We start from the raw sequence: 21,503 nt of genomic DNA on the forward strand, positions 1-21,503 counted from the left end.
CATCCGCGAAGCCAGGACCGGGCCCAAACGGACATCGGTCAGACCTGCCACCGCCACCAGCGTGACCGCTCGGGTTCGGGCGTCGGTTCCGGTTCCGGCTCCTCACCCAGGGCCAGCGCGGCCTCGACAATGTCGTCCGCGGTGAGCGTCATGACGGCCTCACGATCGAGCGCGTCGAGACTTTGTTCCTTGTCGAGTGACAGCCGCAGGGCCTGGCGGTTGAGCGCTTGTTCGAACAGGGTGCGGGCGAACCGTGCGTTGCCGGAGTCCTCGCCGGCGTGGAGACCGGTGAAGATGCGGCGCAGCATCTGGTCCGCGTCGGGCTCCAGTGTGTACTCGTGCTGGGCCAGCATCTGATGGAAGATCGTCTGAAGTTCGTCGACGGAGTAGTCGGGGAACGTGATCTCGCGGGCGAACCGTGAGCGCAGTCCGGGGTTTGAAAGCAGGAAGGACTCCATCAGCCGGGGGTACCCGGCCACGATCACGACCAGGCGGTGGCGGTGGTCCTCCATCCGCTTGAGCAGGACCTCGATGGCTTCGGGGCCGAAGTCCATCCGGCCATCCTCGGGAGCCAGCGCGTAGGCCTCGTCGATGAACAGGACACCGTCCAGCGCACGCCGGATCACCCTGTCCGTCTTGATGGCGGTTGCGCCGACGTACTGCCCCACCAAGCCCGAACGGTCGACCTCGACGAGGTGGCCTTTCTGCAGCAGTCCAACCGCACGGTACATCTCGGCCAAAAGCCGCGCCACAGTGGTCTTGCCCGTGCCCGGGTTGCCGAGGAAGACCAGATGCTGTGATGTGGCTACTTCCGGCAGGCCGTGCGCCTTACGGCGGGCCTGGACCTGGAGCAGTGCGACGAGGGCCCGCACCTGTTCCTTCACGGACTCCAGTCCGACCAGCGCATCGAGCTCGGCCTGCAGCTCGGACAGCGGCCGGGCCGGCCCGGGCCTCGCGCCGATGAGATCGCCGACCAGATCGTCGACGCGCTGCGAACCGGGCAGCTTGAGTTGATCGGCCAGATGGCCGATGGTTTCGCGCAGGTCATCGAGCGGATTGCGGCTGGCAGCCATGCATCAACTGTAGTACTCCATTCCCCACAGGGATTGGCGTGGCCTCTTGCGGTGGCCGTAAATGTCCTAGAACAGCGGCCAGGGCACCGCAGACATCTCGCCGCTCGGAGCCGGAAACCGTCCTGCCAGCCGAAGGCGGGCGCAGCGCGTGGCGAGCGATGCGATTTCTTCGGCACTGAGCAGGTCCGCCAGGTTCCGGCCCAAATCGCCGCTCAGTCCTTCGATGACACGGTCGATGCCATCGCGTTCCTCGTCCGTGAGAGCGTCCCCCAACCATCCCCACAGCACCGTGCGCAGCTTGTGGTCACGGTGGAAGGTGAGCCCATGGTCCACCCCGTGCCGGTGTCCGCCCTGCATGGCAAGGATGTGATCGCCTTTACGGTCGGCGTTGTTGACGACGACGTCGAAGACCGCCATGCGTCTGAGCGCCGGAGAGTCCTCGTGTATGAGGGCGACCATCCGCCCATTCTCATCCTGACCTTCGAGGACCTGCTTCCAGCCGGTCTCCGGTACGTGTTCCGACGCAACGAGGTCCACCGCGCTCTGCTCGGGATCTGTCTCCTGCCACAGCTGCACCATCCCTTCGCCGAACGGACCATCGCGCAGCCAGGTGCGAGGCACCACGTTCCATCCGAGGGCCTCCGAAACAAGGAAGGCGGCAACCTCCCGGTGGGCAAGGAAGCCGTCGGGAAAATCCCACAGCGCTTTCTCCCCGGCTATCGGCTTATAGACCACCGTCGTGTCCCCGACGCTGCCCAGGAAGGTCGCATTCGACGCTGTCGTTATGCGCCCGGTGAGCGTCAGCTCGGCGTTAAGCAGGTCAGGTGCCGGCATCAGTCTTCAGGCCGGGTGCAGACGTGCCCGTCGGCGTCCACGGGGTAACCGCAGAGCGGGCACGCGGGACGCCCGGCGCCTACTACCTCACGCGTGCGCTTAGCGAAGGCGCGGGCAGTGCCAACCGGCATCCGCACCAGCAGCATCTCGGGCACCTCGGCATCGTCCCCATCCAACGGTTCGTTGTTCTCATCATCGTCGACCTCGGCGATCGGGTAGGCCTCTATGACCACCTGCGCCGTCGTCGGGTCCCAGCCCAAACTCATGGCGCCGGTTCGAAACTGCTCCTGAACGGCCTCGAGCTGGTCATTGTCAACGAGTTCAATGGGGGTACTGGTGGGGACGCTGTGGGGGTTGCCTTCGACGGTGAGCAGCTGGTCGAGGATTTCGTCGATTTTATCGGCGAGCAAAGCCGACTGCTGCTTCTCCATGGCGATGCTGACGATCTGGGTCCCGGCCCGCACCTGCAGGTAGAACGTTCGGGCCCCCGGAAGACCAATGGTGCCGACGACGACCCGATCAGGCCAGGCAAACTCATGAACACGTGTAGGCATGTCAGTATTTTAGGCCATGAGATTCATGGTGCCGTGTGTCCAGCCCCGCCGCCCACCGGCGCGTCGCCGGAGCGGGTGCCGTTCGAGAGCCACGAAAGATCACCCGCGTCGGTGTTGGTCGCGTGGACGCTCGGCCGACCAGCGCCGTAGCGCACGATCGAAACGGAGGCGGGGCCCACGTTTATACGCTGGAACAGGTCAAGGTGCATGCCGAGCGCGTCGGCGAGGATTGATTTGATGATGTCGCCGTGACTTACCGCCACCCATACGGCCCCCGGCCCAAACTCGGTTTCGAAGGCCGCATCGTGGCGTCGAATTGCCGCCACCGACCGAGCCTGCATCGCGGCCATGGATTCACCGCCGGGAAAGACGACCGCGGACGGTTGCGACTGCACCACCGGCCACAGATCCTCGGTGGCGAGATCGCTGAGCATGCGGCCCTGCCACTGGCCGTAATCGCATTCGGTGAGATCGGGATCGACCGGCGCGTACGGTGTGCCGCCCTGGCGATCAAGGATGAGCCGGGCGGTCTCCTGACAACGCTCGAGGGGGCTCGACACCACCCCGACTACCGGCACGACCGCGAGCCGGTCCCCAGTCAGCGCCGCCTGGTCGCGCCCGATCTCGTCGAGGTTGACGCCGACGGCCCGGCCGGCCAGAAGCCCGGTGGCATTGGCTGTGGTGCGGCCGTGCCGCACGAGAATAACTGTCGCCATGCACCAAGCCTAACCAACCGCTCAACGCCGCTGCGCCACCGGCTCTTGCGTCGAAGAGGCAGATAAGCAACCGGGCTGAACGCCGCGGCGGCGCGGCCCTGGCACCCAAGTTAGTGCTGACCCGCCTCGTGGGTCCGGACGGGGGTGTTGCTGTGGTGGGGGCCGTGGCGCAGCTGGAGGGCGCAGTGGATGAGCGGGAAGTGGCTGAAGGCCTGGGGCGTGTTGCCCAGTTGCCGTTTGTTGCGGGGGTCCCATTCCTCGCTGAGCAGGCCCACGTCGTTCCGCAGTGTGAGCAGGCGTTCGAACAGGTCCACGGCTTTGTCCCGGCGCCCGATACCCACGAGTGCATCGGCGAGCCAGAAGGAACACGCGAGGAAGACGCCTTCGGTGCCCGGCAGGCCGTCGTCGCTGGCTTCCGGGCGGTACCTGAGTACGAACCCGTCCCGGGTCAGTTCCCGCTGGATCGCCTCGACGGTGCCGGCGACGCGGGGGTGGCCGTGGGGGAGGAACCCGACGCGGGGGATCAGCAGCAGGCTGGCGTCGAGTTCGGTGCTGCCGTAGGACTGGACGAACGTGTTGCGCTTTTCATCGAAGCCGTGGGTCATGACGTCGTGGTGGATCGTCTTCCGTAACGCGGCCCAGCGGTCCGCGGGGCCGGGAAGGCCGGATTCCCGGACGGCCTTGACCATCCGGTCCGCCGCGACCCAGGCCATGACCCGGGAGTGGGTGAATTTGCGGCGGGGGCCCCGCATTTCCCACAGCCCGTTGTCGGGCTGGTCCCACTCTCCTTCCAGGTATTCCATCAAGGCCACCTGGATGTCCCATGAATCGTCAGTGGTGCCGGGATCCGCGGCGCGGGTGAGGGCCAGCCCGTCCAGGACCTCGCCCCAGACATCCAGCTGCAGTTGCGGGGCGGCGGCGTTTCCCGTGCGGACCGGCCTGGAGCCTTCGTACCCGGCCAGCCAGGGCAGTTCGGCTTCGGGCAGCCGGCGTGTGCCATCCAGGCCGTACATGATCTGCAGGTCTGCGGGGTTTCCGGCGACGGCGCGCAGCAGCCACTCCCGCCATGCCGCAGCTTCGTCCTTGTAGCCGCAGGCGAGCAGGGACTGCAGCGTCAGGGTGGCGTCCCGCAGCCAGCAGAAGCGGTAGTCCCAGTTGCGGCTGCCGCCGGGATCCTCGGGCAGGGAAGTGGTGGCGGCGGCAACGATGCCCCCGGTGGGGGCGTAGGTCAGGGCCTTGAGCGTGATCAGGGACCGTTCCACGGCGTCCTTGTAGTCCCCGGCCATGCTGTTCCGGCCAATCCATTGTTCCCAGAAAGCCTGCGTGGAGGCCAGTGCTCGTTCGGGGTCGGTCCGGTCCGGAACCGGTTTGTAGCTGTGTGCCCACCGCAGGACGAACGGGATCCGGTCTCCGGCCCTGACCGTGAACTCGCTGACGGTGCGCATATCGCGGCCCTCCAGCGGGGCGGGCGTGCTGAGGTAGGCGGCGTCCGGGCCGGCGACGGCACTGATGCCGTGGTCCATGCGGCGGACCCATGGCACGATGCGGCCGTAGTCGAAGCGCAGGCGTAGTTCCCCCTGCATGGGAACGCTGCCTTTCAGGCCCTCCACGATGCGCACCATGTCCACCGAATCGTCCCGGGCCGGCATGAAGTCCGTGACCCTGACACTTCCCTCGGCAGTGTCCCATTCCGTTTCCAGGATCAGCGTGCCGGGCCGGTAGCGCCGGCGGGTGCAGTTGCCGGCGCCCGCCGGGGCCAACAGCCAGCGTCCCGCTTCAGGGGTGTCCAGCAGCGCCGCGAAGCAGGCCGGTGAGTCGAAGTTGGGCAGGCACATCCAGTCGACGGACCCGTTGCGGGCCACCAGGGCCGCGGTGTGCAGGTCGCCGATGATCGCGTAATCTTCGATTCCTGTCATCTGTCCCTCCAAATGTCGTGACTTACGCCAAAACCGCCAGGACGGCCGTCAAGTAGTCAAGTAACAGAAAGTCCCAGCCCGCCATCTACCCGCCCACCTGGTCCACCGTGAAGGCGGCGAGGAAACCCGCGGCGGTGATCAGCCCAGTGAGCAGATGATGTTCTTCGAAGGCTTCGGGAATCATCGTGTCGGCGAGCATGGCCAGGATGGCTCCGGCCGCTACGGCGGTAATGAAGGCGACCACTTCTTCGGGTGCGCCCTGCAAGGCCAGGAATCCGAGCAGCGCAGCAAGCCCGGAGAGCACGGCAATGCCGCCCCACACACCGAACACATACCCACCCCCGCGTCCGGCCCTTTTCATCCCCGCAGTGCTGGACAGGCCCTCCGGGACGTTAGAGATGAAGACGGCGGCCAGCATTGCAGGGCTAACGGCTCCCGCGGTCACCAGGCCGACGCCCAGGACCACCGACTCGGGTATGCCGTCCAGCAGCGCCCCTATGGCGATGGCCGTCCCGCTGCCGGGTTGCTCTTGTTCCGATGGCTGCTTGCCGCCGGAGCGTTTACGATGCTTGGCACCTCTACTGGCGAGCAGGGAATTGGCGGCGACATAGAGGCCGGCGCCGGTGGCGAACCCGCCGATGGTCGGCCATAGACCGCCGCCGTTCACGGCCTCCTCGACCAGTTGGAAGGACAGTGCGGAGATCAGGACTCCGGCGCCGAAGGACATGACGGAGGACACCACTTTTGGCGGAATCTTCCACTTCCACGCCAGCGCGCATCCGACTACCAGTGCGCCGCCGGCAATGGTGCCCCACATCCATGCCTGCAACCACTCCGGCATCAGGCACCCCCCGCCGTCGCCTGCCGCCTCCGCCGCCGGGCAGTCACCGCCCGGACCACCGCAATGCCCACGAGGACGGCCGCACTTGCCGCTGCCACGGCCAGCATCTGCCGCGCCGTGCGGGTGCTTTCCATCACTGCCCGGGCGTCCGGGCCCGGCTCGGATGTTCTCCCGGTGACCTCACTGTCATCCAGCTCCCAGGCGGAGGCTGGAGGAAAGGTCCCGGCGGGCAGCTTTTCGTTCCGCAGTTCCCGCCGCGAGGCCAGGCGCTCCCGGACTTCGGGATTCGGTGCCGTCACGGCCGTGTCTGCTGCCAGGGCGGCGGGGAGGTCGATGATGTAGGGCTCGCCATAGAAGGCCGCGGAAGCCACCGCGTCCAGCCACGTATTGGTGGGGGCAGTGACGCCGCTCCGCGAGAACCCGGATTCCAGCATGTCCCGGATGTCGGGCAGGCTCCTGCCCTCGGCTTCCCGCGTGACCTCGAAAATTACTGACTGCAGCAGCACTTTCTCTTTCGCGCCGTGGTCCTGGGCGCTGGGGTCCTGGCCTGTGGGGTCGGGGTCAAGCGGTTTGGCGCCGGCCGGGTTCACGCTGTCTGGGGTGGTGCTCATGGGCTTCCTTTCAGTCCTTGCTGTTGTCCATGGCTTCCTGATTCTCACCGGACCCGGTAGTGGCCGGCGTCAGTACTGCGGAAGGACAGCCCGTTGCCGGGGGACTTTCCGGGCCGTACCCACCCGCCGTCGGGGTCAAGCGTGCCGTCAAAGAAGAGGTTTTCGATCCGGACGTGGTCGTGGAACCATTCCAGGTGCCGGAAGTTGGGAGTGGCGGCGGCGACGGCGGCGCTCAGGTGGGGTGCGCAGTGCCCCGAAACGTCCAGGCCGTGCGCCGCAGCAACCGCGGCGACGCGCAGCCATTCGCTGATCCCGCCGCACCTGCTGACGTCCGCCTGCAGGCAGTCCACCGCGCCCGCGCCGCACATTCGCTGGAAGTACTGAAGGCCGGTGCCGTACTCACCGGCTGCCACGTCGGCGTCGACGGCGGCGCGTACGGTCCGCAGCCCGGCGAGGTCGTCGCTGGACACGGGTTCTTCGAACCACGTCACGTCTTCATCCGCAACCTCGCGCAGCACCCGGACCGCCTGTTTGACGGTGTAGCCTCCGTTGGCGTCCACGAACAGTTCGGTGCCGGGCCCGACGGCGGCACGTGCCTGCCGGATGCGGTCCAGGTCCCGTGCCACATGGGTTCCGCCGTCCTGCCCGATTTTGATCTTCACGCGCGGGATGTGCAGCTCCTGGGCCCAGCCCTGGAGCTGCTCCCGCAGCTGGCCTTCGGTGTAGGTGGTGAACCCGCCGCTGCCGTAGACGGCAACCCGGTCACGGACTGCGCCGAGAAGCTTGTGCAGCGGCACCTCCAGCAGCCGGGCCTTCAGGTCCCACAGGGCACAGTCGACGGCGGAAACAGCGTAGGACGCCATCCCGGTCCGGCCGGGATTGCGCACCGCCCGGGCCATCGCTGCCGCTGCGGCCGGCACGTCCAAGACATCGATGCCCTCGACGGCGGGGCCGAGCAAACCTTCCACCAGGGCGGCGGCCGGGGCCGGGGCGTACGTCCAGCCCAGGCCACTCTTCCCGCCGCCGTCCGCTTCCACCAGCACCAGGGTGGTGGAGTCCCAGCTGTAGGTGCCGTCCGCTTCGGGCGCGTCGGTGGGCACCGTGTAGGCGCTCGCCCGTACGGCGGTGACCGGGGTGGAGGCAGCCGGCACCGGTCAGCCCTCCTTGTGCGGCAGGAATTCCTGAAGCTTGGTCTTGACCCCTTCCTTCACCACACCCCAGGCGCTGTCATCGCCCTTGATCATGGCTTCTGCCGTCTTCCGCGCCTGCTCCAGGGTGGCATGCGGCGGAATCGGCGGAATGTCGGGGTCGGTGCGGACGTCCAGGACGGTGGGCCGGTCCGCGGCGAGAGCCTTCTCCCAAGCCGGCCAGACGTCGTCGGGATCCTCCACGTGGAGGCCCTGCAAACCCAGGCTTTCGGCGAAGCCCGCGTAGTCGACGTCGGGCAGGGCCTGGGACTCACGGAAGGCGGGCACCCCGCCCATGGCGCGCATCTCCCACGTGACCTGGTTCAGGTCGTTGTTGTGCAGGACAGCCACCACCAGCCGAGGATCGTCCCATTCCCGCCAGTAGTGTTTGACCGTGATGAGCTCAGCCAGCCCGTTCATCTGCATGGCACCGTCACCGGCGAAGGCGATGGCCGGCCGGTTGGGGTAGGCGAACTTGGCACCGATCGCGTAGGGGACGCCGGGCCCCATGGTGGCCAGGTTGCCGGACAGCGAGCCCCGGACGCCGTCCCGGAACTTCAGCTGCCGCGCATACCAGTTTGCCGAGGAACCGGAGTCCGCACTGAGCATCGCGTCCGCGGGCAAGCGTGTGGACAGCTCCGCGAACAGCCGCATGGGGTTGACCGGGTTGGCGCTGACCATGGCTTCGTCGTGCATGGTTTCCCACCAGCGGCTGATGGCTGACTCCAGGTTCTCCTGCCAGGACCGGTCCTGCTTGCGGTCCAGGTGCGGGATCAGGGCACGCAGGGCGGTGGCGGCGTCCGCGATGATGTTGTATTCGTTCGGGTAGCGCAGGCCAATCATTGTGGGGTCGACATCGATCTGCACGCCGCGGGCCTGACCTGGTTCGGGCAGGAACTGCGTGTAGGGGAAGCTGGACCCCACCGTGAGCAGGGTGTCGCAGTCCCGCATCATTTCATAGCTGGGGCGGGTGCCCAGCAGCCCGATGGAGCCGGTGACGTAGGGCAGGTCATCGGGCAACGAGTCCTTGCCCAGCAGGGCCTTGGCCACCCCCGCTCCCAGCAGTTCGGCCACCTCCCGGACCTCAGCGGCAGCCCCGCGGGCTCCCTGCCCGATCAGGATGGCCACCTTCGAACCCTCGTTCAGGAGCTGCGCCGCCGCCCTGATGGCCTCACCGTCCGGCTTGATGTCCGGCCACTGGACGCCGACGCTGGATGGGACCATCTTGAACTCGTGGGTGGGGGCGGCGTACTCGAGTTCCTGCACGTCTGCCGGGATGATTACCGCCGTGGGCGCCCGCCGGGCCTCGGCGATCCGGATGGCCCGGTCGATGACGTTGGGCAGCTGCTGGGGAACGGTGACCATCTGGACGTAGTCAGCAGCCACATCCTTGAAGAGGGTCAGCAGGTCAACCTCCTGCTGGTAGGAGCCACCCATGGCGCTGCGTGCGGTCTGTCCCACGATGGCCACCACCGGTACGTGGTCCAGCTTGGCGTCGTAGAGGCCGTTGAGCACGTGGATCGCCCCGGGGCCGGAGGTGGCCATGCACACGGCCACCCGACCGCCGAATTTGGCGTACCCCACGGCCTCGAACGCCGCCATCTCCTCATGCCTGGCCTGGATGAATTTCGGCTGGTTGTCCGCCTTGCCAAAGGCGGCCAGGATGCCGTTGATGCCGTCTCCGGGGAAACCGAAGACTTTGTCCACACCCCACTCACCCAGCCGGGAGAGCAGGTAGTCGGCCACTGTGGTTGCCATGATCAGTCTTCCTTTGCGCTCATCGGGGCGCCGCTGCGGGCGCCTTGGATCAGGACACGGGCGGCGCGGGCCGCCAGCGCCATGATGGTCAGGGCCGGGTTGGCGCTGCCCTGGGTCGGCAGCACGCTTCCGTCCGTAACCAGCAGGTTGGGCACCGCGAAACTGCGGAGGTTCCGGTCCACCACGCCTTCATCCTCGGCGGCTGACATCCGGGCGCCGCCCACCAGGTGCGCGTAGCGGTTGATGGTGATGACCTCCTCCGCCCCCGCCGCGGTCAGGATTCGTTCCATGACCTCCTGCGCGGCGGACATCAGCTGCCGGTCGTTGTCACACTGGCTGTAGCTGAAGCGCGCAACAGGGATGCCGTGCCGGTCCGTCTCCTCCGCCAGCGTCACCCGGTTTCCCTCGAGGGGGAGGAATTCGCACAGGGCGCCCAGGCACGCCCAGTGCGGGTAGTCGGTCATGTAGCGGCGCAGGGCGGGGCCCCAGTGCCCCTGGGCGGCAACGTGCTCGGCCCAGGTAATGGGCAGCGGGGACACGCTCTGGATGGAGAACCCCCGTTTGTAGGGCTTCCCCGGGTCCGTTTCGTAGAAGTCCTCTGTGCTGACCTCCGGGGGAGGGGCCTTCCACATCCTCACTTCGGCCTGGAACCGGCCCGCGGTTTGCGGGGCACCCTGGACCATCAGGTACCGGCCCACCTGGTCGAAGTCGTTGCACATGCCGTCCGGGAAACGGGATGAAACGGAGTTCAGCAGCAGCCGTGGTGTCTCAATCGAGTACCCGGCCACGGCCACCATCCGGGCCCGCTGGAACTTCGTTATCCCGCCCTGAACGTATTCGACGCCGGTGGCCCGTCCGGTCCGTTCGTCAAAACCGATCCGGGTGGCCATCGAATCCGCGCGGATCTCGGCCCCGTGTGCCAGGGCGTCCGGGACATGCGTGATCAGCGGGGAAGCCTTGGCGTTGACCTTGCAGCCCTGAAGGCAGAAGCCGCGGTAGATGCAGTGCGGGCGGTTGCCGAAGCGGCCGTTCGCGATGGCCACCGGCCCCACCTTTGCCGTGATCCCGCAGGCGTTGGCACCGCGCAGGAACAGTTCGCCGTTGCCGGACACCGGATGCGGCCGGTGCGGGTAGCCGTGCGGGTCACCCCACGGCCAGTGTTCGCCGGCGACGGGCAGCTCGGCCTCGATGTCCTCGTAGTACGGCCGGAGCTCGGCGTAGTTTAGGGGCCAGTCGGCGCCCACCCCGTCCGCACTGAAGGTCCGGAAATCGCTGGGGTGGAATCGCGGCGTGTACCCGGCGAAGTGGATCATGGACCCGCCCACCCCGCGGCCCGAATTGTTTGACCCGAGCGGCACAGGGTCCGTTCCCGTGATCACACGGGGTTCGGTCCAGTACAGGTGATGGGACCCGGCTTCGTCGCTCACCCAGTCCCGCTCCGGTTCCCAGAACGGACCGGCCTCCAGGGCCACGGCCCGCCAGCCCCAGCGCGCCAGACGCTGCAGCAAGGTGGCGCCGCCTGCTCCGCAGCCGACAATAGCGATGTCCACCTCATCGGTTTCGCTGTAACGCCGCATGTCCGCCCGCAGCCGCAGGTTGCTGCCCGGCCCTGCGGGGAGCAGCCACGCCGATTCGTTGCGCTCGCGGACCCTGTTCATTGCTCTGCCCTGCGGGTGGAGCTGCGGGCCGGGTCGGCATCCGGGCGGACGTCCCGTACCTCGAACGGCTCCAGCCGGTCCACGCCCAGGTTCTTGTACCCCCTCGGATACGCCGGCCCGGCGAATCCGATTTCGTCCCAGGCCAGGGGATGGGAGTAGAAGGCGGTGCAGGCGTACCGGGTCCAGAGGCTCCACACCCGGTCTGCCGGCAGGCCGTGCCAAAGCTCCTGGTGCAGGTCGCAGACGTCCTGCAGGAGTTGGGCCTGCTCAACCGGGTCCAGCAGCGCGAACGTGCAGCCTGCGCGGGAGCCGGCCTCGCGGTCCAACGCAGCCAGCGTGGCCCGCCACGCCTCGCCGTCGCGCGGCATGTTGTCATAGTGCCAGCCATCGGTTTGTTCCTCCGCCAGGCGGGCGTCCACCATGTTCACCACCGGCACGCGCGGTTCACCCCGCTGGGCCAGCAACTGGTCGAAGAGGGCGCGCCCCGCGGCCTCTTCCGCAGGCGTAAAGAAGCGGACGTCCGGTGGCCGGCCCAGGCGGGATTCGACGACGGCGGCCGTGGTCCGGTCCCAATGGTCCGCCTGGGCAAGGGTGCTGAAGCCCGGGTAGCGTCCGCCGCCGTCGGGCCGTTCCAGCGGCAGCCGGCTCACGGCTCGCGCCTGAGGACCGAGGCCAGGAGGCCCATCCCACCCACCAGGGTGACCAGCAGCGGCGCGAACAGGGGCGGGCCCATCTCCAGGTTGTAGCGCAGGTTGGACAGGCCGCCGGGCTTCTGCCGGATCCCCCGCAGATGCAGCCAGGTTCCCTGCAGCCCGTTGGCGACGATGGCCGCGCTCGCCAGCGGCAGTGCGGTTTTGGCCATGCCCTGGCTGAAGACACCCGCCACGCCCGCGGCGGCACCCACCGGGCCCAGGACCACGGGGACCCACATCCACTTGTTGCCGAAACTGGCTTTGTCATGTTCAAGGTAGATTTCCGCTGCCGTGACCAGGGCGCCGGCCGCCGTCAGGCCCGACAGGGAGCGTTCGAACCGCCCGGTCTGCACGTTCCGGATGAGCCGGTCGATGCCGTGGACCGTGCCGGTGACCGGATCCGTTGGTTGTCTGGTCTTCATGATGCTCCTTGTCCGCGGGGCCGGCCTCCTGTTGGGGGTGCCTGCCCGCTCTGCCGTGGCGTCCGGTACTTGGCTTGACTCCGCGCAACCTTTGCAGTCCGGTAACTAACCGGGGAAACTAATGCGTATGGACACACCTGCCGCATCGGAAACCCCCAGGGCGCCGGGAAGCCGGGAAGTTGAAGCAGTGCTGGCTGCCGCGGACGTACTTCTGCGGGTCGTGGCCAGTTCGGTGGCCGAGGTGGAAGACATCGTCAACACGCCGCAGTTGCGCGTGCTGGTCCGTATCCACGTCCTCGGGCCCCAGAACCTGGGCGGCGTGGCCGCCGAACTGGGCGTCCACGCTTCGAACGCCACCCGCATCTGCGACCGCCTGGTGGCGGCGGGCCTGCTTGAACGCCGCGAGGATCCTGCGGACCGGCGGTACATCGTCCTGGAGCTGACCGGGAAGGGACAAACCCTGGTCAACACCGTGCTGGAGCACCGGCGGCAGGCCATCGCCGACGTGATTTCGCGGATGCCGGCCGGGCGCCGCCCTGCACTGGCTGCGGCGATGGAGGCCTTCGCCGCCGCCGCCGGGGGCCACGGGACGTCCGACGGCCGTTTTACGCTGGGGGCCGGCGCCTGAACGGGCCGGGACCGGGAGTGGCAACCCATACCTCCATTGAACGGCGGTAATTGCGGTGACGCAATAGTTGGCGGAAAGCACCGGAATGCTTGGGCTGCCACGGCGCCGGGTGCGCTGTTCATGTCCGTTCAGGTCCCTTGCCGCGGAGTGATGCCCCACTGACCCGTATGGGACTGCCCGGCATGGAGGGTGATCAGCCCCTCGCCCGAATTGAACGCGTCCGGAGCGCATGTCATTGGCTCGACGCCCAGGCCTGTCCGCCGCCGGTCGGGCTGGGGGAGGGTGTCCCCGGTGAAGATCTCCAGGTACGGGTACGTTTCGTCCGCCCAGAGCTCCACCGCCGCGGAGCTGTCGGGCCGCACGAGCCTCACCCGCGCCCGCCCGTCCGCGTCCCGGATCAGGTCCGTATAGGCGACGTCGATGTGCCGGGCGCCGAGCTGCCGGAGCTCACGCAGGTCATACTCCGTGCCGTCCACCCGCTCATGGGCCGTCGGAATGCCCCGGTCATCCACTGGCAGGAAGGTCCGCCCCGGCACCTCGACCAATCCCGCGTCGATGGTCCCGCCCGCCAGTCCCAGGCTCAGGTAGGGGTGCGCCCCGGTGCCAAAGGGGCACGGGTCCGGGCTCCGGTTGGTGACTGTCGTGCGCACGCTCAGCCCGCCGTCGTCGAGCCCGTAGTCCAGGCTGCAGTCAAGCACCCATGGCCACCCCTGGCAGGAATGCAGCGTGTAAGCGAAGGAAATGCTGTCCTCCGATTGTTCCCGGACCTCCCAGTTCCGCCAGCGGGTAAGCCCATGGATGGCCCCGCTTTTCTCCGGCTCGCTGAGGTCCAGCTGATAGGTGCCGCCGTCCCACTCATACCTGCCGTTCCTGATCCGATTGGGCCACGGAATAAGGGATTGTCCCCTGGCTCCCGTGCACATCTCCTCAGGACCGTATCCGTCCAGGAGGGGGCGTCCGTCCAGGAAATACCCGCGCAAAGCCCCGCCTACCTCCGTCAGCTGTGCGCTCTGCCGGCCGTGCCGGATTTCGTATTGCCGGCCGGAGGGGAGCAGCTGGCCGCTGTTCCGCTCTGGCCCCTGCCGGGGCTTGGCGGGGGAGGAGGTCCTGGCTTCGGGGTTCATGACTGCCTCTTTATCCTGCCGCCGTCCGCCTGGAGTTCCAGGACCACCTTGACGTCGTGGGGATGGTGGTCGAAAGCCCCGGCGAAGTTGCCTAGCGGCACGCGGCGGGTGATGAGCCGCCGCAACCAGTCCGTGTCAGCAGCTGCCAGCGCCTTGGCGCCGGCGTCGTAGTGGCGCCGGTTGGCGTTGACGCTGCCAAAGACCACGCCGTTCATCAGCACCTCCTCGCGGTTCAGGGCGCCTACATCAACCCCTGTCCGCTTCCCGGTGCCGGAGACGCCGGTCAGGCACGTAATCGCGTCCTGGGCGCGGCAGCGCAGCGCATCGAGCACCACGGCGGTAACGCCCGTGCATTCGACCGTGACATCCGGTTTGAGGCCGGAGTCGGGAAGGGACTCGCTGTGATAGGTGGCGCCCAGATCCCGGACCAGCCCCGGTTTCGGGCCGTCCGTGACGACGTCGAAGACATGGACGTCCAGGCCCTGCTGGACACCCAGGAGGGCCGCAAGCAGGCCAACAGGTCCGGCTCCGGTTACGACAGCCAGGTGGGGATCGAAGTAGGCGCGCTGCCCGATCCGGCCGATCTGCTCCCAGGCTTTGGCCACGATGGTGGTGGGCTCCAGCAGCACGCCTGCCTCTTCCATCCCCGCGTCCAGTTTCACCATGGCCTGCGGTTCTGCGCGCCACCGCTCCCGGGCAAACCCGTCCCGGCCTTTGATGCCGTGCTCGGTGTACTTGCCGTTCAGGCACATATCCCACTCGCCGGCAGCGCAGGCTTTGCACGGTTCAGGGTCCGGCCGGCGGACAATGCCCACCACCAGGTCCCCTTCCGTCAGGCCGGAGTCCCGGGGAGCCTCCCGGACCCGGCCCAGGTTTTCATGGCCAAGAACCAGGTAGTCCTGGCCGGGCGGAGCCTCCCCGTACGCCGCCGCGATGATTTCGGTGTCGGTGCCGCACAGGCCAACGGCGAGGGCTTCAACCAGGACCGGCCCCTGGCTGTCCGGTGGTTCCGGGATGCCGCGAAGCTGTAGTGAGTCCTTTTTCCCTGGCGTAACCGTCAATGCTTGCATGTGCTTCTCCTTCAAGCGAAGGGTCATCTACCGCCAGTCTCCCGCGATATTTGCGCTAGCGCAACGGAATTTTGTGCGAGCCTGCCGCGCACGACTGGGAACCGGTCCGTGGCGGCCGGGCTGGGCGTGTCGTGTCTAAACGACAGCGGCCAGCAGCAAGGTGAGCACGAACCCGACGATGGAGATCAGCGTTTCCATGACGGACCAGGTCTTGATCGTTTGTCCTACGGTCAGCCCGAAGTATTCCTTGACCAGCCAAAAACCCGCGTCGTTGACATGGGAAAAGAACAGCGACCCGGCACCAATGGCGAGCACAACGAGCGCTATTTGAGCCGGAGGCAGCCCGGTTGCCACGGGCGCGATGATGCCTGCCGCCGTTACCGTCGCTACCGTTGCCGAACCTGTTGCCAGCCGAATGAGCACAGCGATGATCCATCCCAGCACCAGGGCGGACAGGCTGGCTGCCACGGCGATCTTGGCGATGGCCGTACCGGTGCCGCCGTCGACCAGAACCTGCTTGAAGCCGCCGCCTGCGCCGACGATGAGCATCACCCCGACAATCGGCAACAGGCTCTGGCCGATCTTCTTCGTCAGAACCGACGCCGAGAAGCCCACCCTTGTGCCGAAGGTAACCATGGCCAGGAGCACCGCCACCAGCAGGGCAAAGACCGGATCGCCGATGAAGTCCAGCAGCGGCCGCAGCGGGTCGCCTTTGTCCATCCAAATGTCCGCCCCGGCTTTGATCAGCATGAGCACCAGCGGGGACAACAGGGTCACCAGGGTCCAGGCGAAGGATGGACTGCGGGTGGCGTCGGGATCCTGAGCCTTGGCCAGGGGCGCGTCACCACCCCGCGGATCACCCCGGCGCGGACTGGCGGGTTGAGCACCCGAAACTGGAAGCTCCGAATTTTGTGCGTTGCCGCCGGCACCGACTGTCACGGCCAGTCCCGCCCCGGCGGCACCAATGGGTACCAGCCGCGCGGCAAGACGGCCAAACAAGGGACCGGCGATAATGACGGTTGGAACCGCAATCAGGAGGCCGAAGGCAAGGGTCACACCGACGTTGGCGTGCAGGATGCCGATCGCGGCCAAGGGGCCCGGATGCGGCGGGATGAATCCGTGGAGCACAGACAGGCCTGCCAGGGCCGGAATGCCGAGCAGCATGGCCGGCCCCTTGGAACGGTGCACGGCCAGCATCACAACCGGTATGAGCAGCACCAGGCCGATCTCGAAAAACATGGGGATGCCGATGATGCCGGCGATCAGCGCCATCTTCCAGGGCAGCGTTGCCGGCCGGCCGTGGAGGAGGGTATCCACGATCTTGTCCGCCCCGCCGGAATCTGCCAACAGCTTGCCCAGCATGGCTCCGAGTGCGATGAGGACGCCGACGTAGCCAAGCACACCGCCGACCCCGTTTTCGTAGGAGGTGGTCACTTTGTCCAGCGCAATGCCGGAGGCGATGCCCACGAAGAGCGCCCCAATACTCAGGGCCAGGAAAGCGTGCATTTTCGCCCAGACGATCAGCAGGACAACAATCGCAATGCCGATGGCTGCAACGACAAGAACCTGGGTGTCATGGCCGTTCCATGGCTGGTTCATGAGGTCCGTGGTGCTGTCTGTGGCGACCCGGGTAGCGGGCCCGACGAGGCTGAGGCTTCCGTTCATGGCGCTCCTCCGTTCAGCTCGGTTTCAGGCCGAGCTGATCGATGATTTGTTGGGCAATCACTCCGGGATTCGGTCCGACATCGACGCGGATTCCGGGCTCATCCTGGGTTAGCTCCTCGAGGTCGGCGAACTGACTCGACAACAGGCTCGCGGGCATGAAATGCGCGTGCCGCCCGGCCAGCCGCTCGCCGATCGTTGTCTCGGAGCCGGACAGGAAAACGAAGACGACGCCGGATCGCCGCCGGTTAATAATCTTCCGGTAAGAGCGCTTGAGCGCCGAACACGTGATGACCCCGTTTTCCCCCTGATCCAGCCTCCGCTCGACCCAGCCGGCAACCTTCTCCAGCCACGGATATCTGTCTTCATCCGTCAGTGGATGTCCTGCGGTCATCTTCTCGATATTTGCGCGGGGGTGCAGCGCGTCGCCTTCTTCGAAGGCCCAGCCCAGCCGGCCGGCAAGGAGTGCGCCAACGGTGGATTTGCCGGACCCGGAGACGCCCATGACAACCAGTACCACCGGTTCAGCCAGGGGAGCCGTCGGCGCGACGCGCGGGTCCATGGAGCCATCTTGGCAGCACCGGAGCCCGGGCGCCAGAGCACAGGTCCATGCCATCGGCACGGACCTGGCAACCGTGGGTCACTGCGCTTTTAACCTGGTCGCCTCCTGCCGTTGACTCTGTTCAGAGCCGCGAGGAGACTTTTATTTCGGGGGGGTGCCTCGTCGAAAGGAGCCCCAAATGCCGTGGCATGTCGAGGGTACCTATTTTGAGAACTGCAATTGCGACATGGCCTGCCCGTGCACCCTTTCAGGGCTAACGGCACCGGCCGATAACGAACGCTGCAACCTGGCCCTGGCCTTCCATGTCGAAACCGGCGAAGTGAACGGTGTCGAGGTGGGTGGTCTGACGGTCTGCGTTGTGGCCGATACTCCTGCCCTGATGAGTGATGGGGGCTGGAAAGTCGGAGTTCTGATGGACGCCGCAGCCTCGGCTGAGCAGGCCGAGGCGCTCGGTGCGGTCTTTGGCGGCCAGCTCGGCGGACCGATGGAAGGCCTCGCCCCCTTGATCGGCGAAATGGCCGGCATGGAGTCCCTAAAGATGGCCTACACCGACGACGGGCGTATCCACCAGGTCCAGGTTGGCAGTGCCGTGGACATAGTGGTGGAGGACTTTGTGTCTCCCCTGGATTCCACAGGACAAGGCGTGAAAGTCAGTGGCGTCGGGTTCCCGGCAGACACCCTGGCTTCCGGCACCTCCAGCACCGCCCGCGTCGACGTGTTCGGAATGACGTGGGACAACAGCGGGAAGAACTCCTACTCCGCCCCGTTCGCCTGGTCCGCTTAAGTGCCGGGCAGGGCCGGCCTTTCAGTCAGCCACCATGCAGCCGAGGTGGCGCTGATCGGTTGCGCCGCCCTGGCGTGGTATCTCACGGTCTCGGGTTTGGCGGACATGTCCGCGGGCCCGGGGACCATGGGGCTGGAGCTTTGGGGATTCCTCGGGGTTTGGACACTGATGATGGCAGCCATGATGTTGCCATCGCTGGCGCCTCTCACATCCACCTACCTGAGGACCATCCGTGCCGTCCGCAGCCCTCGGACCCGGGGCATCCGGACCACGGGCCTGGTCCTTGGTTACCTTCTGACGTGGATCGGATTCGGCGTGATCGCCTACGCGGCCGCAGCGCTGGCTGCCCTGTTGGCTCAGGATGCGCCGGACGCCGCCCCGTGGGTGGGGGCCGGGGTCCTCGCGGTGGCCGGCGCCTACCAGTTGACCCCGCTGAAGGATTTCTGTCTGAGGCACTGCCGGTCGCCCGTTGCATTCCTGTTGCACGCGTCAGGGTACAAGGGCCGCCTGCGGGATGTCCGCGTTGGTCTTTACCACGGCGTGTATTGCGTGGGCTGCTGTTGGGGCCTCATGGTGGTGCTGGTTGCGGTCGGCGTGATGAACCTGGCATGGATGGCGGTGCTCACGGGAGTGATTTTCCTGGAGAAGACATGGAAATATGGTCCTTTCCTCAGCCGCGTCACTGGCGTTGCACTGATCGTTTTCGCGCTCTTCGTTCCGGCGCACCCGGAGCTCCTCCCCGGGCTCGTCATGTCCGCGCCCATGTGAACGAGGCACTATGAGGTAGGCGCACAGCGCTTTGTGACGACGACGGGATGAGAATACGTGACGACAATGCCTGCAGAGGGGGTCGGCTTCCGCTCGAAGCGCGGTCCCGTACTGATTTCCCTGATGCTCTCTACGGGCCTGGTGGCGATAGATGCGACGATCGTCGCGACGGCGGTGCCGTCGATCGTGCACGACGTTGGCGGGTTCACGTCTTTTCCGTGGCTCTTTTCTGCTTATCTCCTGGCCCAGGCGGTGTCGGTGCCCGTCTACGCCAAGCTCTCCGACGTCGTCGGCCGTAAACCCATCATCCTGATCGGGATCGGGCTCTTCCTGCTCGGTTCGGTCCTCTGCGGCTTGGCGTGGAGCATGCCGGCCCTGATCGCATTCCGGGTCCTGCAGGGCCTGGGGGCGGGAGCAGTCCAGCCGATGGCGATCACCATCGCCGGCGACATCTACACGTTGACCGAGCGGGCGAAGGTGCAAGGCTACCTTGCGAGCGTCTGGGCGGTGTCCTCCGTGGTGGGCCCGACGCTCGGCGGCGTGTTTTCCGCGCTGGGCATGTGGCGCGGGATCTTCCTCGTGAACATCCCGCTGTGCCTCCTGGCGGGGTGGATGCTGATCCGAACCTTCCACGAGAACGTTCAGCGCACCAGTCACCGGATTGACTATCCGGGAGCAGGCCTGCTCACCGCCTCCCTGACACTGATCATTCTTGGGGCGCTCGAAGGCGGACAGGCGTGGGGCTGGACCTCCGCCATCAGCGTTGCGGTGTTCACCGGCGGCGCACTCCTTTTCGCCGTCTTCATCCTCGTCGAACGGAAGGCCGCGGAACCGGTCCTCCCCGCGTGGGTCATCTCCCGGCGACTGCTGGCGACGACGGCATTGATCTCTTTCGGCGTTGGAGCGGTCATGCTTGGCCTCACCTCGTACGTTCCCACGTTCCTCGAAGGTGCCCTCTCCACCTCCCCGGTCCTCGCCGGGCTCGCGCTGGCAGCCTTGACGATCGGCTGGCCAATCAGCGCGTCCCAATCGGGCCGGTTTTACCTTCGGCTGGGGTTCCGCAAGACCGCGATGATCGGCATTGCCATCACGGTCATCGGTACGGCGGTCCTTGCCCTCACCGCCTCCGCACCCAGTGTTCTCCTGGTGGCTGCGAGTTGCTTCATCGTCGGGCTGGGACTGGGGCTCGTTGCCACCCCAAGCCTCATCGCCGCCCAGTCCAGCGTCGACTGGAATGAGCGTGGAGTCGTAACCGGGACGAATCTCTTCGCCAGGTCGATCGGCAGTTCCATCGGCGTCGCAGTTTTCGGGGCGGTCGCCAATGCGATCTTCGCGGGCACTCCCGGCGGCCACACGGACCCGCACACGGTCGTCGCTGCCTCCGGGGCTGTCTTCCTGGCCGTCCTCGCGGCCGCCGTTCTGACGGTGGTGGCCGTTATCGCGATGCCCGGCTCGGGCAAAAACCGCTCCAGCACCGACGCTCCGAGGGCCTCCGAGCACAGCCCGGCATCCTCCCCGGATTAGGACAGGACCATACCGGGGGAATTTTCGGTCCGCGCCTGCGTTGGGTCTGGGTATGAAAGCTATCGTTTACCGGACCACCGGCGATCCGTCTGTCCTTGAGCTCGTTGACCGCGGGATCCGGGATCCGGAGCACGGGGAGGTGCGGGTGCGGATCATGGTCTCCGGGGTGAACCCCACCGACTGGAAGTCACGCCGCGGCGCCAAGGCCGGCGAGCCTCTGCCCTTCGCGGACATTGTGCCCAATCAGGACGGCGCCGGCGTTGTGGATGCCGTCGGACCCGGCGTCGGGCACCTCCACCCCGGCGACAGGGTATGGCTGGCCCTCGCTGCCTACCAGCGCGCCGACGGCGGGACAGCGCAGGAGTTTGCCGTGTTGCCGGCCGAGCGGGTCTTTCCGTTGCCGGAGCATGCCGGGTTCGACGTCGGCGCAAGCCTGGGCGTTCCGGCGATCACCGCGCACCGGGCCCTGACCGTCGCCGAGGACGGCCCGCGCCGGCTGCACCCGGGAGCATTGGACGGCAAGATCATTCTTGTCGCCGGAGGGGCCGGTGCCGTGGGCCATGCGGCCATCCAACTCGCCAAGTGGGCCGGCGCCGTTGTGGTCACGACCGTCAGCGGTCCGGCGAAGGCTGCGCTGGTCACGGCTGCCGGTGCCGATCACGTCATCAACTACCGGGAGACCGACGCGGCCGCGGAAATCCGCCGGATCGCTCCCGACGGTGTGGACCAGATCGTGGAGGTGGCACCCGTGCAGAATGCCGACCTCGACCTGGCCGTAATCCGGAACCGCGGCTCTGTCGCTGTCTACGCCAACAACGGGGGCGACCAGCTGACCCTGGACATCCGCAGGCACTTCAGCCTCAACATCCGCTACCAATTCGTGCTGCTCTACACGGTTGGCATGGCGGCGGTGCACGCCGCCGCCGAGGACATCAATGCGGCCATCACCGACGGCGCCCTTCCGGTAGGGGAGGCCGCAGGCCTGCCGCTGCACCGCTATAGCCTGGCCGATACGGCTGCGGCTCACGCGGCGGTGGAGGACAGCATTGTCGGCAAGGTGCTGATCGATGTGGCAGCGGGCTAGCCGGTAACACTTCGCGGCCCGGGCGGGCGGAAGCG

21 protein-coding genes are annotated in these 21,503 nt (G+C 67.0%); 5 read left to right on the forward strand and 16 right to left on the reverse strand.

The features are described from left to right. Positions 1-38: 38 nt before the first annotated feature. From SBP01_RS08660 to SBP01_RS08715, 12 genes are all read right to left on the reverse strand, one after another. Positions 39-1,073 carry an AAA family ATPase gene (locus tag SBP01_RS08660; RefSeq protein ID WP_275215602.1) on the reverse strand — a complete coding sequence of 345 codons (1,035 nt, stop codon included), beginning with the start codon at positions 1,071-1,073 and terminating at the stop codon, positions 39-41. A gap of 66 nt (positions 1,074-1,139) precedes the next feature. Next, the gene (locus SBP01_RS08665; protein WP_275215603.1) at positions 1,140-1,907 is read right to left on the reverse strand and encodes an SCO1664 family protein; all 768 of its coding nucleotides are present in this window, start codon (positions 1,905-1,907) and stop codon (positions 1,140-1,142) included. Continuing rightward, the gene (locus tag SBP01_RS08670) at positions 1,907-2,461 is read right to left on the reverse strand and encodes a DUF3090 domain-containing protein (RefSeq protein ID WP_275215604.1); all 555 of its coding nucleotides are present in this window, start codon (positions 2,459-2,461) and stop codon (positions 1,907-1,909) included. The genes SBP01_RS08665 and SBP01_RS08670 overlap by 1 nt, the downstream gene beginning before the upstream one ends. 23 nt (positions 2,462-2,484) lie before the next feature. Next, positions 2,485-3,177 (reverse strand): histidine phosphatase family protein, encoded by a 693-nt coding sequence (locus tag SBP01_RS08675; RefSeq protein ID WP_275215605.1) that lies wholly within the window; start codon positions 3,175-3,177, stop codon positions 2,485-2,487. Between the two features lie 110 nt (positions 3,178-3,287). Next, on the reverse strand, positions 3,288-5,093 hold the full coding sequence (locus SBP01_RS08680; RefSeq protein WP_320538130.1) for a glycoside hydrolase family 15 protein: 1,806 nt from the start codon (positions 5,091-5,093) through the stop codon (positions 3,288-3,290). Positions 5,094-5,178: 85 nt separating this feature from the next. Further along, a complete protein-coding gene (locus SBP01_RS08685) occupies positions 5,179-5,934 on the reverse strand; it encodes a ZIP family zinc transporter (RefSeq protein WP_320538131.1) in 756 nt (251 codons plus the stop codon). Next, positions 5,934-6,545 carry a hypothetical protein gene (locus SBP01_RS08690; protein ID WP_320538132.1) on the reverse strand — a complete coding sequence of 204 codons (612 nt, stop codon included), beginning with the start codon at positions 6,543-6,545 and terminating at the stop codon, positions 5,934-5,936. The genes SBP01_RS08685 and SBP01_RS08690 overlap by 1 nt, the downstream gene beginning before the upstream one ends. A gap of 44 nt (positions 6,546-6,589) precedes the next feature. Continuing rightward, on the reverse strand, positions 6,590-7,696 hold the full coding sequence (locus SBP01_RS08695) for an enolase C-terminal domain-like protein (RefSeq protein ID WP_320538133.1): 1,107 nt from the start codon (positions 7,694-7,696) through the stop codon (positions 6,590-6,592). 3 nt (positions 7,697-7,699) lie between these two features. After that, positions 7,700-9,490, reverse strand: coding sequence for a thiamine pyrophosphate-requiring protein (locus SBP01_RS08700; RefSeq protein WP_320538134.1), 1,791 nt, complete (start codon positions 9,488-9,490; stop codon positions 7,700-7,702). Positions 9,491-9,492: 2 nt separating this feature from the next. Continuing rightward, positions 9,493-11,148 carry a GMC family oxidoreductase gene (locus SBP01_RS08705; RefSeq protein ID WP_320538135.1) on the reverse strand — a complete coding sequence of 552 codons (1,656 nt, stop codon included), beginning with the start codon at positions 11,146-11,148 and terminating at the stop codon, positions 9,493-9,495. Next, complete coding sequence (locus SBP01_RS08710) at positions 11,145-11,798, reverse strand: gluconate 2-dehydrogenase subunit 3 family protein (RefSeq protein WP_320538136.1); 654 nt, start codon at positions 11,796-11,798, stop codon at positions 11,145-11,147. Before SBP01_RS08710 ends, SBP01_RS08705 begins: the two co-directional genes overlap by 4 nt. Beyond that, positions 11,795-12,262: a hypothetical protein gene (locus SBP01_RS08715; RefSeq protein ID WP_320538137.1), complete on the reverse strand. Its 468-nt coding sequence runs from the start codon at positions 12,260-12,262 to the stop codon at positions 11,795-11,797. Before SBP01_RS08715 ends, SBP01_RS08710 begins: the two co-directional genes overlap by 4 nt. Positions 12,263-12,389: 127 nt before the next feature. Between SBP01_RS08715 and SBP01_RS08720 the strand changes: the two genes are divergently transcribed. Continuing rightward, the gene (locus SBP01_RS08720; RefSeq protein WP_320538138.1) at positions 12,390-12,890 is read left to right on the forward strand and encodes a MarR family winged helix-turn-helix transcriptional regulator; all 501 of its coding nucleotides are present in this window, start codon (positions 12,390-12,392) and stop codon (positions 12,888-12,890) included. Positions 12,891-13,018: 128 nt separating this feature from the next. Here the strand turns inward: SBP01_RS08720 and SBP01_RS08725 are convergent, their stop codons facing one another. The 4 genes from SBP01_RS08725 to SBP01_RS08740 form a co-directional block, all read right to left on the reverse strand. Then, positions 13,019-14,014 carry an aldose 1-epimerase family protein gene (locus SBP01_RS08725; RefSeq protein WP_320538139.1) on the reverse strand — a complete coding sequence of 332 codons (996 nt, stop codon included), beginning with the start codon at positions 14,012-14,014 and terminating at the stop codon, positions 13,019-13,021. Beyond that, on the reverse strand, positions 14,011-15,084 hold the full coding sequence (locus SBP01_RS08730; RefSeq protein ID WP_320538140.1) for a glucose 1-dehydrogenase: 1,074 nt from the start codon (positions 15,082-15,084) through the stop codon (positions 14,011-14,013). The genes SBP01_RS08725 and SBP01_RS08730 overlap by 4 nt, the downstream gene beginning before the upstream one ends. Positions 15,085-15,219: 135 nt before the next feature. Beyond that, positions 15,220-16,683 carry an SLC13 family permease gene (locus SBP01_RS08735; protein ID WP_275215653.1) on the reverse strand — a complete coding sequence of 488 codons (1,464 nt, stop codon included), beginning with the start codon at positions 16,681-16,683 and terminating at the stop codon, positions 15,220-15,222. A gap of 79 nt (positions 16,684-16,762) precedes the next feature. Next, positions 16,763-17,308, reverse strand: a complete 546-nt coding sequence (locus SBP01_RS08740; RefSeq protein WP_275215617.1) for a gluconokinase — start codon at positions 17,306-17,308, stop codon at positions 16,763-16,765. Positions 17,309-17,486: 178 nt separating this feature from the next. On the opposite strand from SBP01_RS08740, the gene SBP01_RS08745 reads away from it, so the two are divergent. The 4 genes from SBP01_RS08745 to SBP01_RS08760 all read left to right on the forward strand — a co-directional run bounded on the left by SBP01_RS08745 (position 17,487) and on the right by SBP01_RS08760 (position 21,468). Then, a complete protein-coding gene (locus SBP01_RS08745; RefSeq protein ID WP_320538141.1) occupies positions 17,487-18,092 on the forward strand; it encodes a DUF1326 domain-containing protein in 606 nt (201 codons plus the stop codon). Then, entirely contained in the window at positions 18,093-18,860 is a 768-nt protein-coding gene (locus SBP01_RS08750; RefSeq protein WP_320538142.1) for a DUF2182 domain-containing protein, read from the forward strand. It abuts the gene before it with no gap. A 66-nt stretch (positions 18,861-18,926) separates the two neighbouring features. After that, a complete protein-coding gene (locus tag SBP01_RS08755; RefSeq protein ID WP_414004282.1) occupies positions 18,927-20,384 on the forward strand; it encodes an MFS transporter in 1,458 nt (485 codons plus the stop codon). Between the two features lie 52 nt (positions 20,385-20,436). After that, on the forward strand, positions 20,437-21,468 hold the full coding sequence (locus SBP01_RS08760) for an NADPH:quinone reductase (RefSeq protein WP_320538144.1): 1,032 nt from the start codon (positions 20,437-20,439) through the stop codon (positions 21,466-21,468). The last annotated feature ends 35 nt before the right edge of the window (positions 21,469-21,503 follow it).

This window comes from Pseudarthrobacter sp. IC2-21 (assembly GCF_034048115.1).
Taxonomy (GTDB): Bacteria; Actinomycetota; Actinomycetes; order Actinomycetales; family Micrococcaceae; genus Arthrobacter; species Arthrobacter naphthalenicus.

Bases quoted from the DNA above. Each gene is read 5' to 3' on its own strand.
- SBP01_RS08660 (WP_275215602.1), bottom strand. From the start codon at position 1,073: ATGGCTGCCAGCCGCAATCCGCTCGATGACCTGCGCGAAACCATCGGC.
- SBP01_RS08665 (WP_275215603.1), bottom strand. From the start codon at position 1,907: ATGCCGGCACCTGACCTGCTTAACGCCGAGCTGACGCTCACCGGGCGC.
- SBP01_RS08670 (WP_275215604.1), bottom strand. From the start codon at position 2,461: ATGCCTACACGTGTTCATGAGTTTGCCTGGCCTGATCGGGTCGTCGTC.
- SBP01_RS08675 (WP_275215605.1), bottom strand. From the start codon at position 3,177: ATGGCGACAGTTATTCTCGTGCGGCACGGCCGCACCACAGCCAATGCC.
- SBP01_RS08680 (WP_320538130.1), bottom strand. From the start codon at position 5,093: ATGACAGGAATCGAAGATTACGCGATCATCGGCGACCTGCACACCGCG.
- SBP01_RS08685 (WP_320538131.1), bottom strand. From the start codon at position 5,934: ATGCCGGAGTGGTTGCAGGCATGGATGTGGGGCACCATTGCCGGCGGC.
- SBP01_RS08690 (WP_320538132.1), bottom strand. From the start codon at position 6,545: ATGAGCACCACCCCAGACAGCGTGAACCCGGCCGGCGCCAAACCGCTT.
- SBP01_RS08700 (WP_320538134.1), bottom strand. From the start codon at position 9,490: ATGGCAACCACAGTGGCCGACTACCTGCTCTCCCGGCTGGGTGAGTGG.
- SBP01_RS08705 (WP_320538135.1), bottom strand. From the start codon at position 11,148: ATGAACAGGGTCCGCGAGCGCAACGAATCGGCGTGGCTGCTCCCCGCA.
- SBP01_RS08715 (WP_320538137.1), bottom strand. From the start codon at position 12,262: ATGAAGACCAGACAACCAACGGATCCGGTCACCGGCACGGTCCACGGC.
- SBP01_RS08720 (WP_320538138.1), top strand. From the start codon at position 12,390: ATGGACACACCTGCCGCATCGGAAACCCCCAGGGCGCCGGGAAGCCGG.
- SBP01_RS08725 (WP_320538139.1), bottom strand. From the start codon at position 14,014: ATGAACCCCGAAGCCAGGACCTCCTCCCCCGCCAAGCCCCGGCAGGGG.
- SBP01_RS08730 (WP_320538140.1), bottom strand. From the start codon at position 15,084: ATGCAAGCATTGACGGTTACGCCAGGGAAAAAGGACTCACTACAGCTT.
- SBP01_RS08735 (WP_275215653.1), bottom strand. From the start codon at position 16,683: ATGAACCAGCCATGGAACGGCCATGACACCCAGGTTCTTGTCGTTGCA.
- SBP01_RS08740 (WP_275215617.1), bottom strand. From the start codon at position 17,308: ATGGACCCGCGCGTCGCGCCGACGGCTCCCCTGGCTGAACCGGTGGTA.
- SBP01_RS08745 (WP_320538141.1), top strand. From the start codon at position 17,487: ATGCCGTGGCATGTCGAGGGTACCTATTTTGAGAACTGCAATTGCGAC.
- SBP01_RS08755 (WP_414004282.1), top strand. From the start codon at position 18,927: ATGCCTGCAGAGGGGGTCGGCTTCCGCTCGAAGCGCGGTCCCGTACTG.
- SBP01_RS08760 (WP_320538144.1), top strand. From the start codon at position 20,437: ATGAAAGCTATCGTTTACCGGACCACCGGCGATCCGTCTGTCCTTGAG.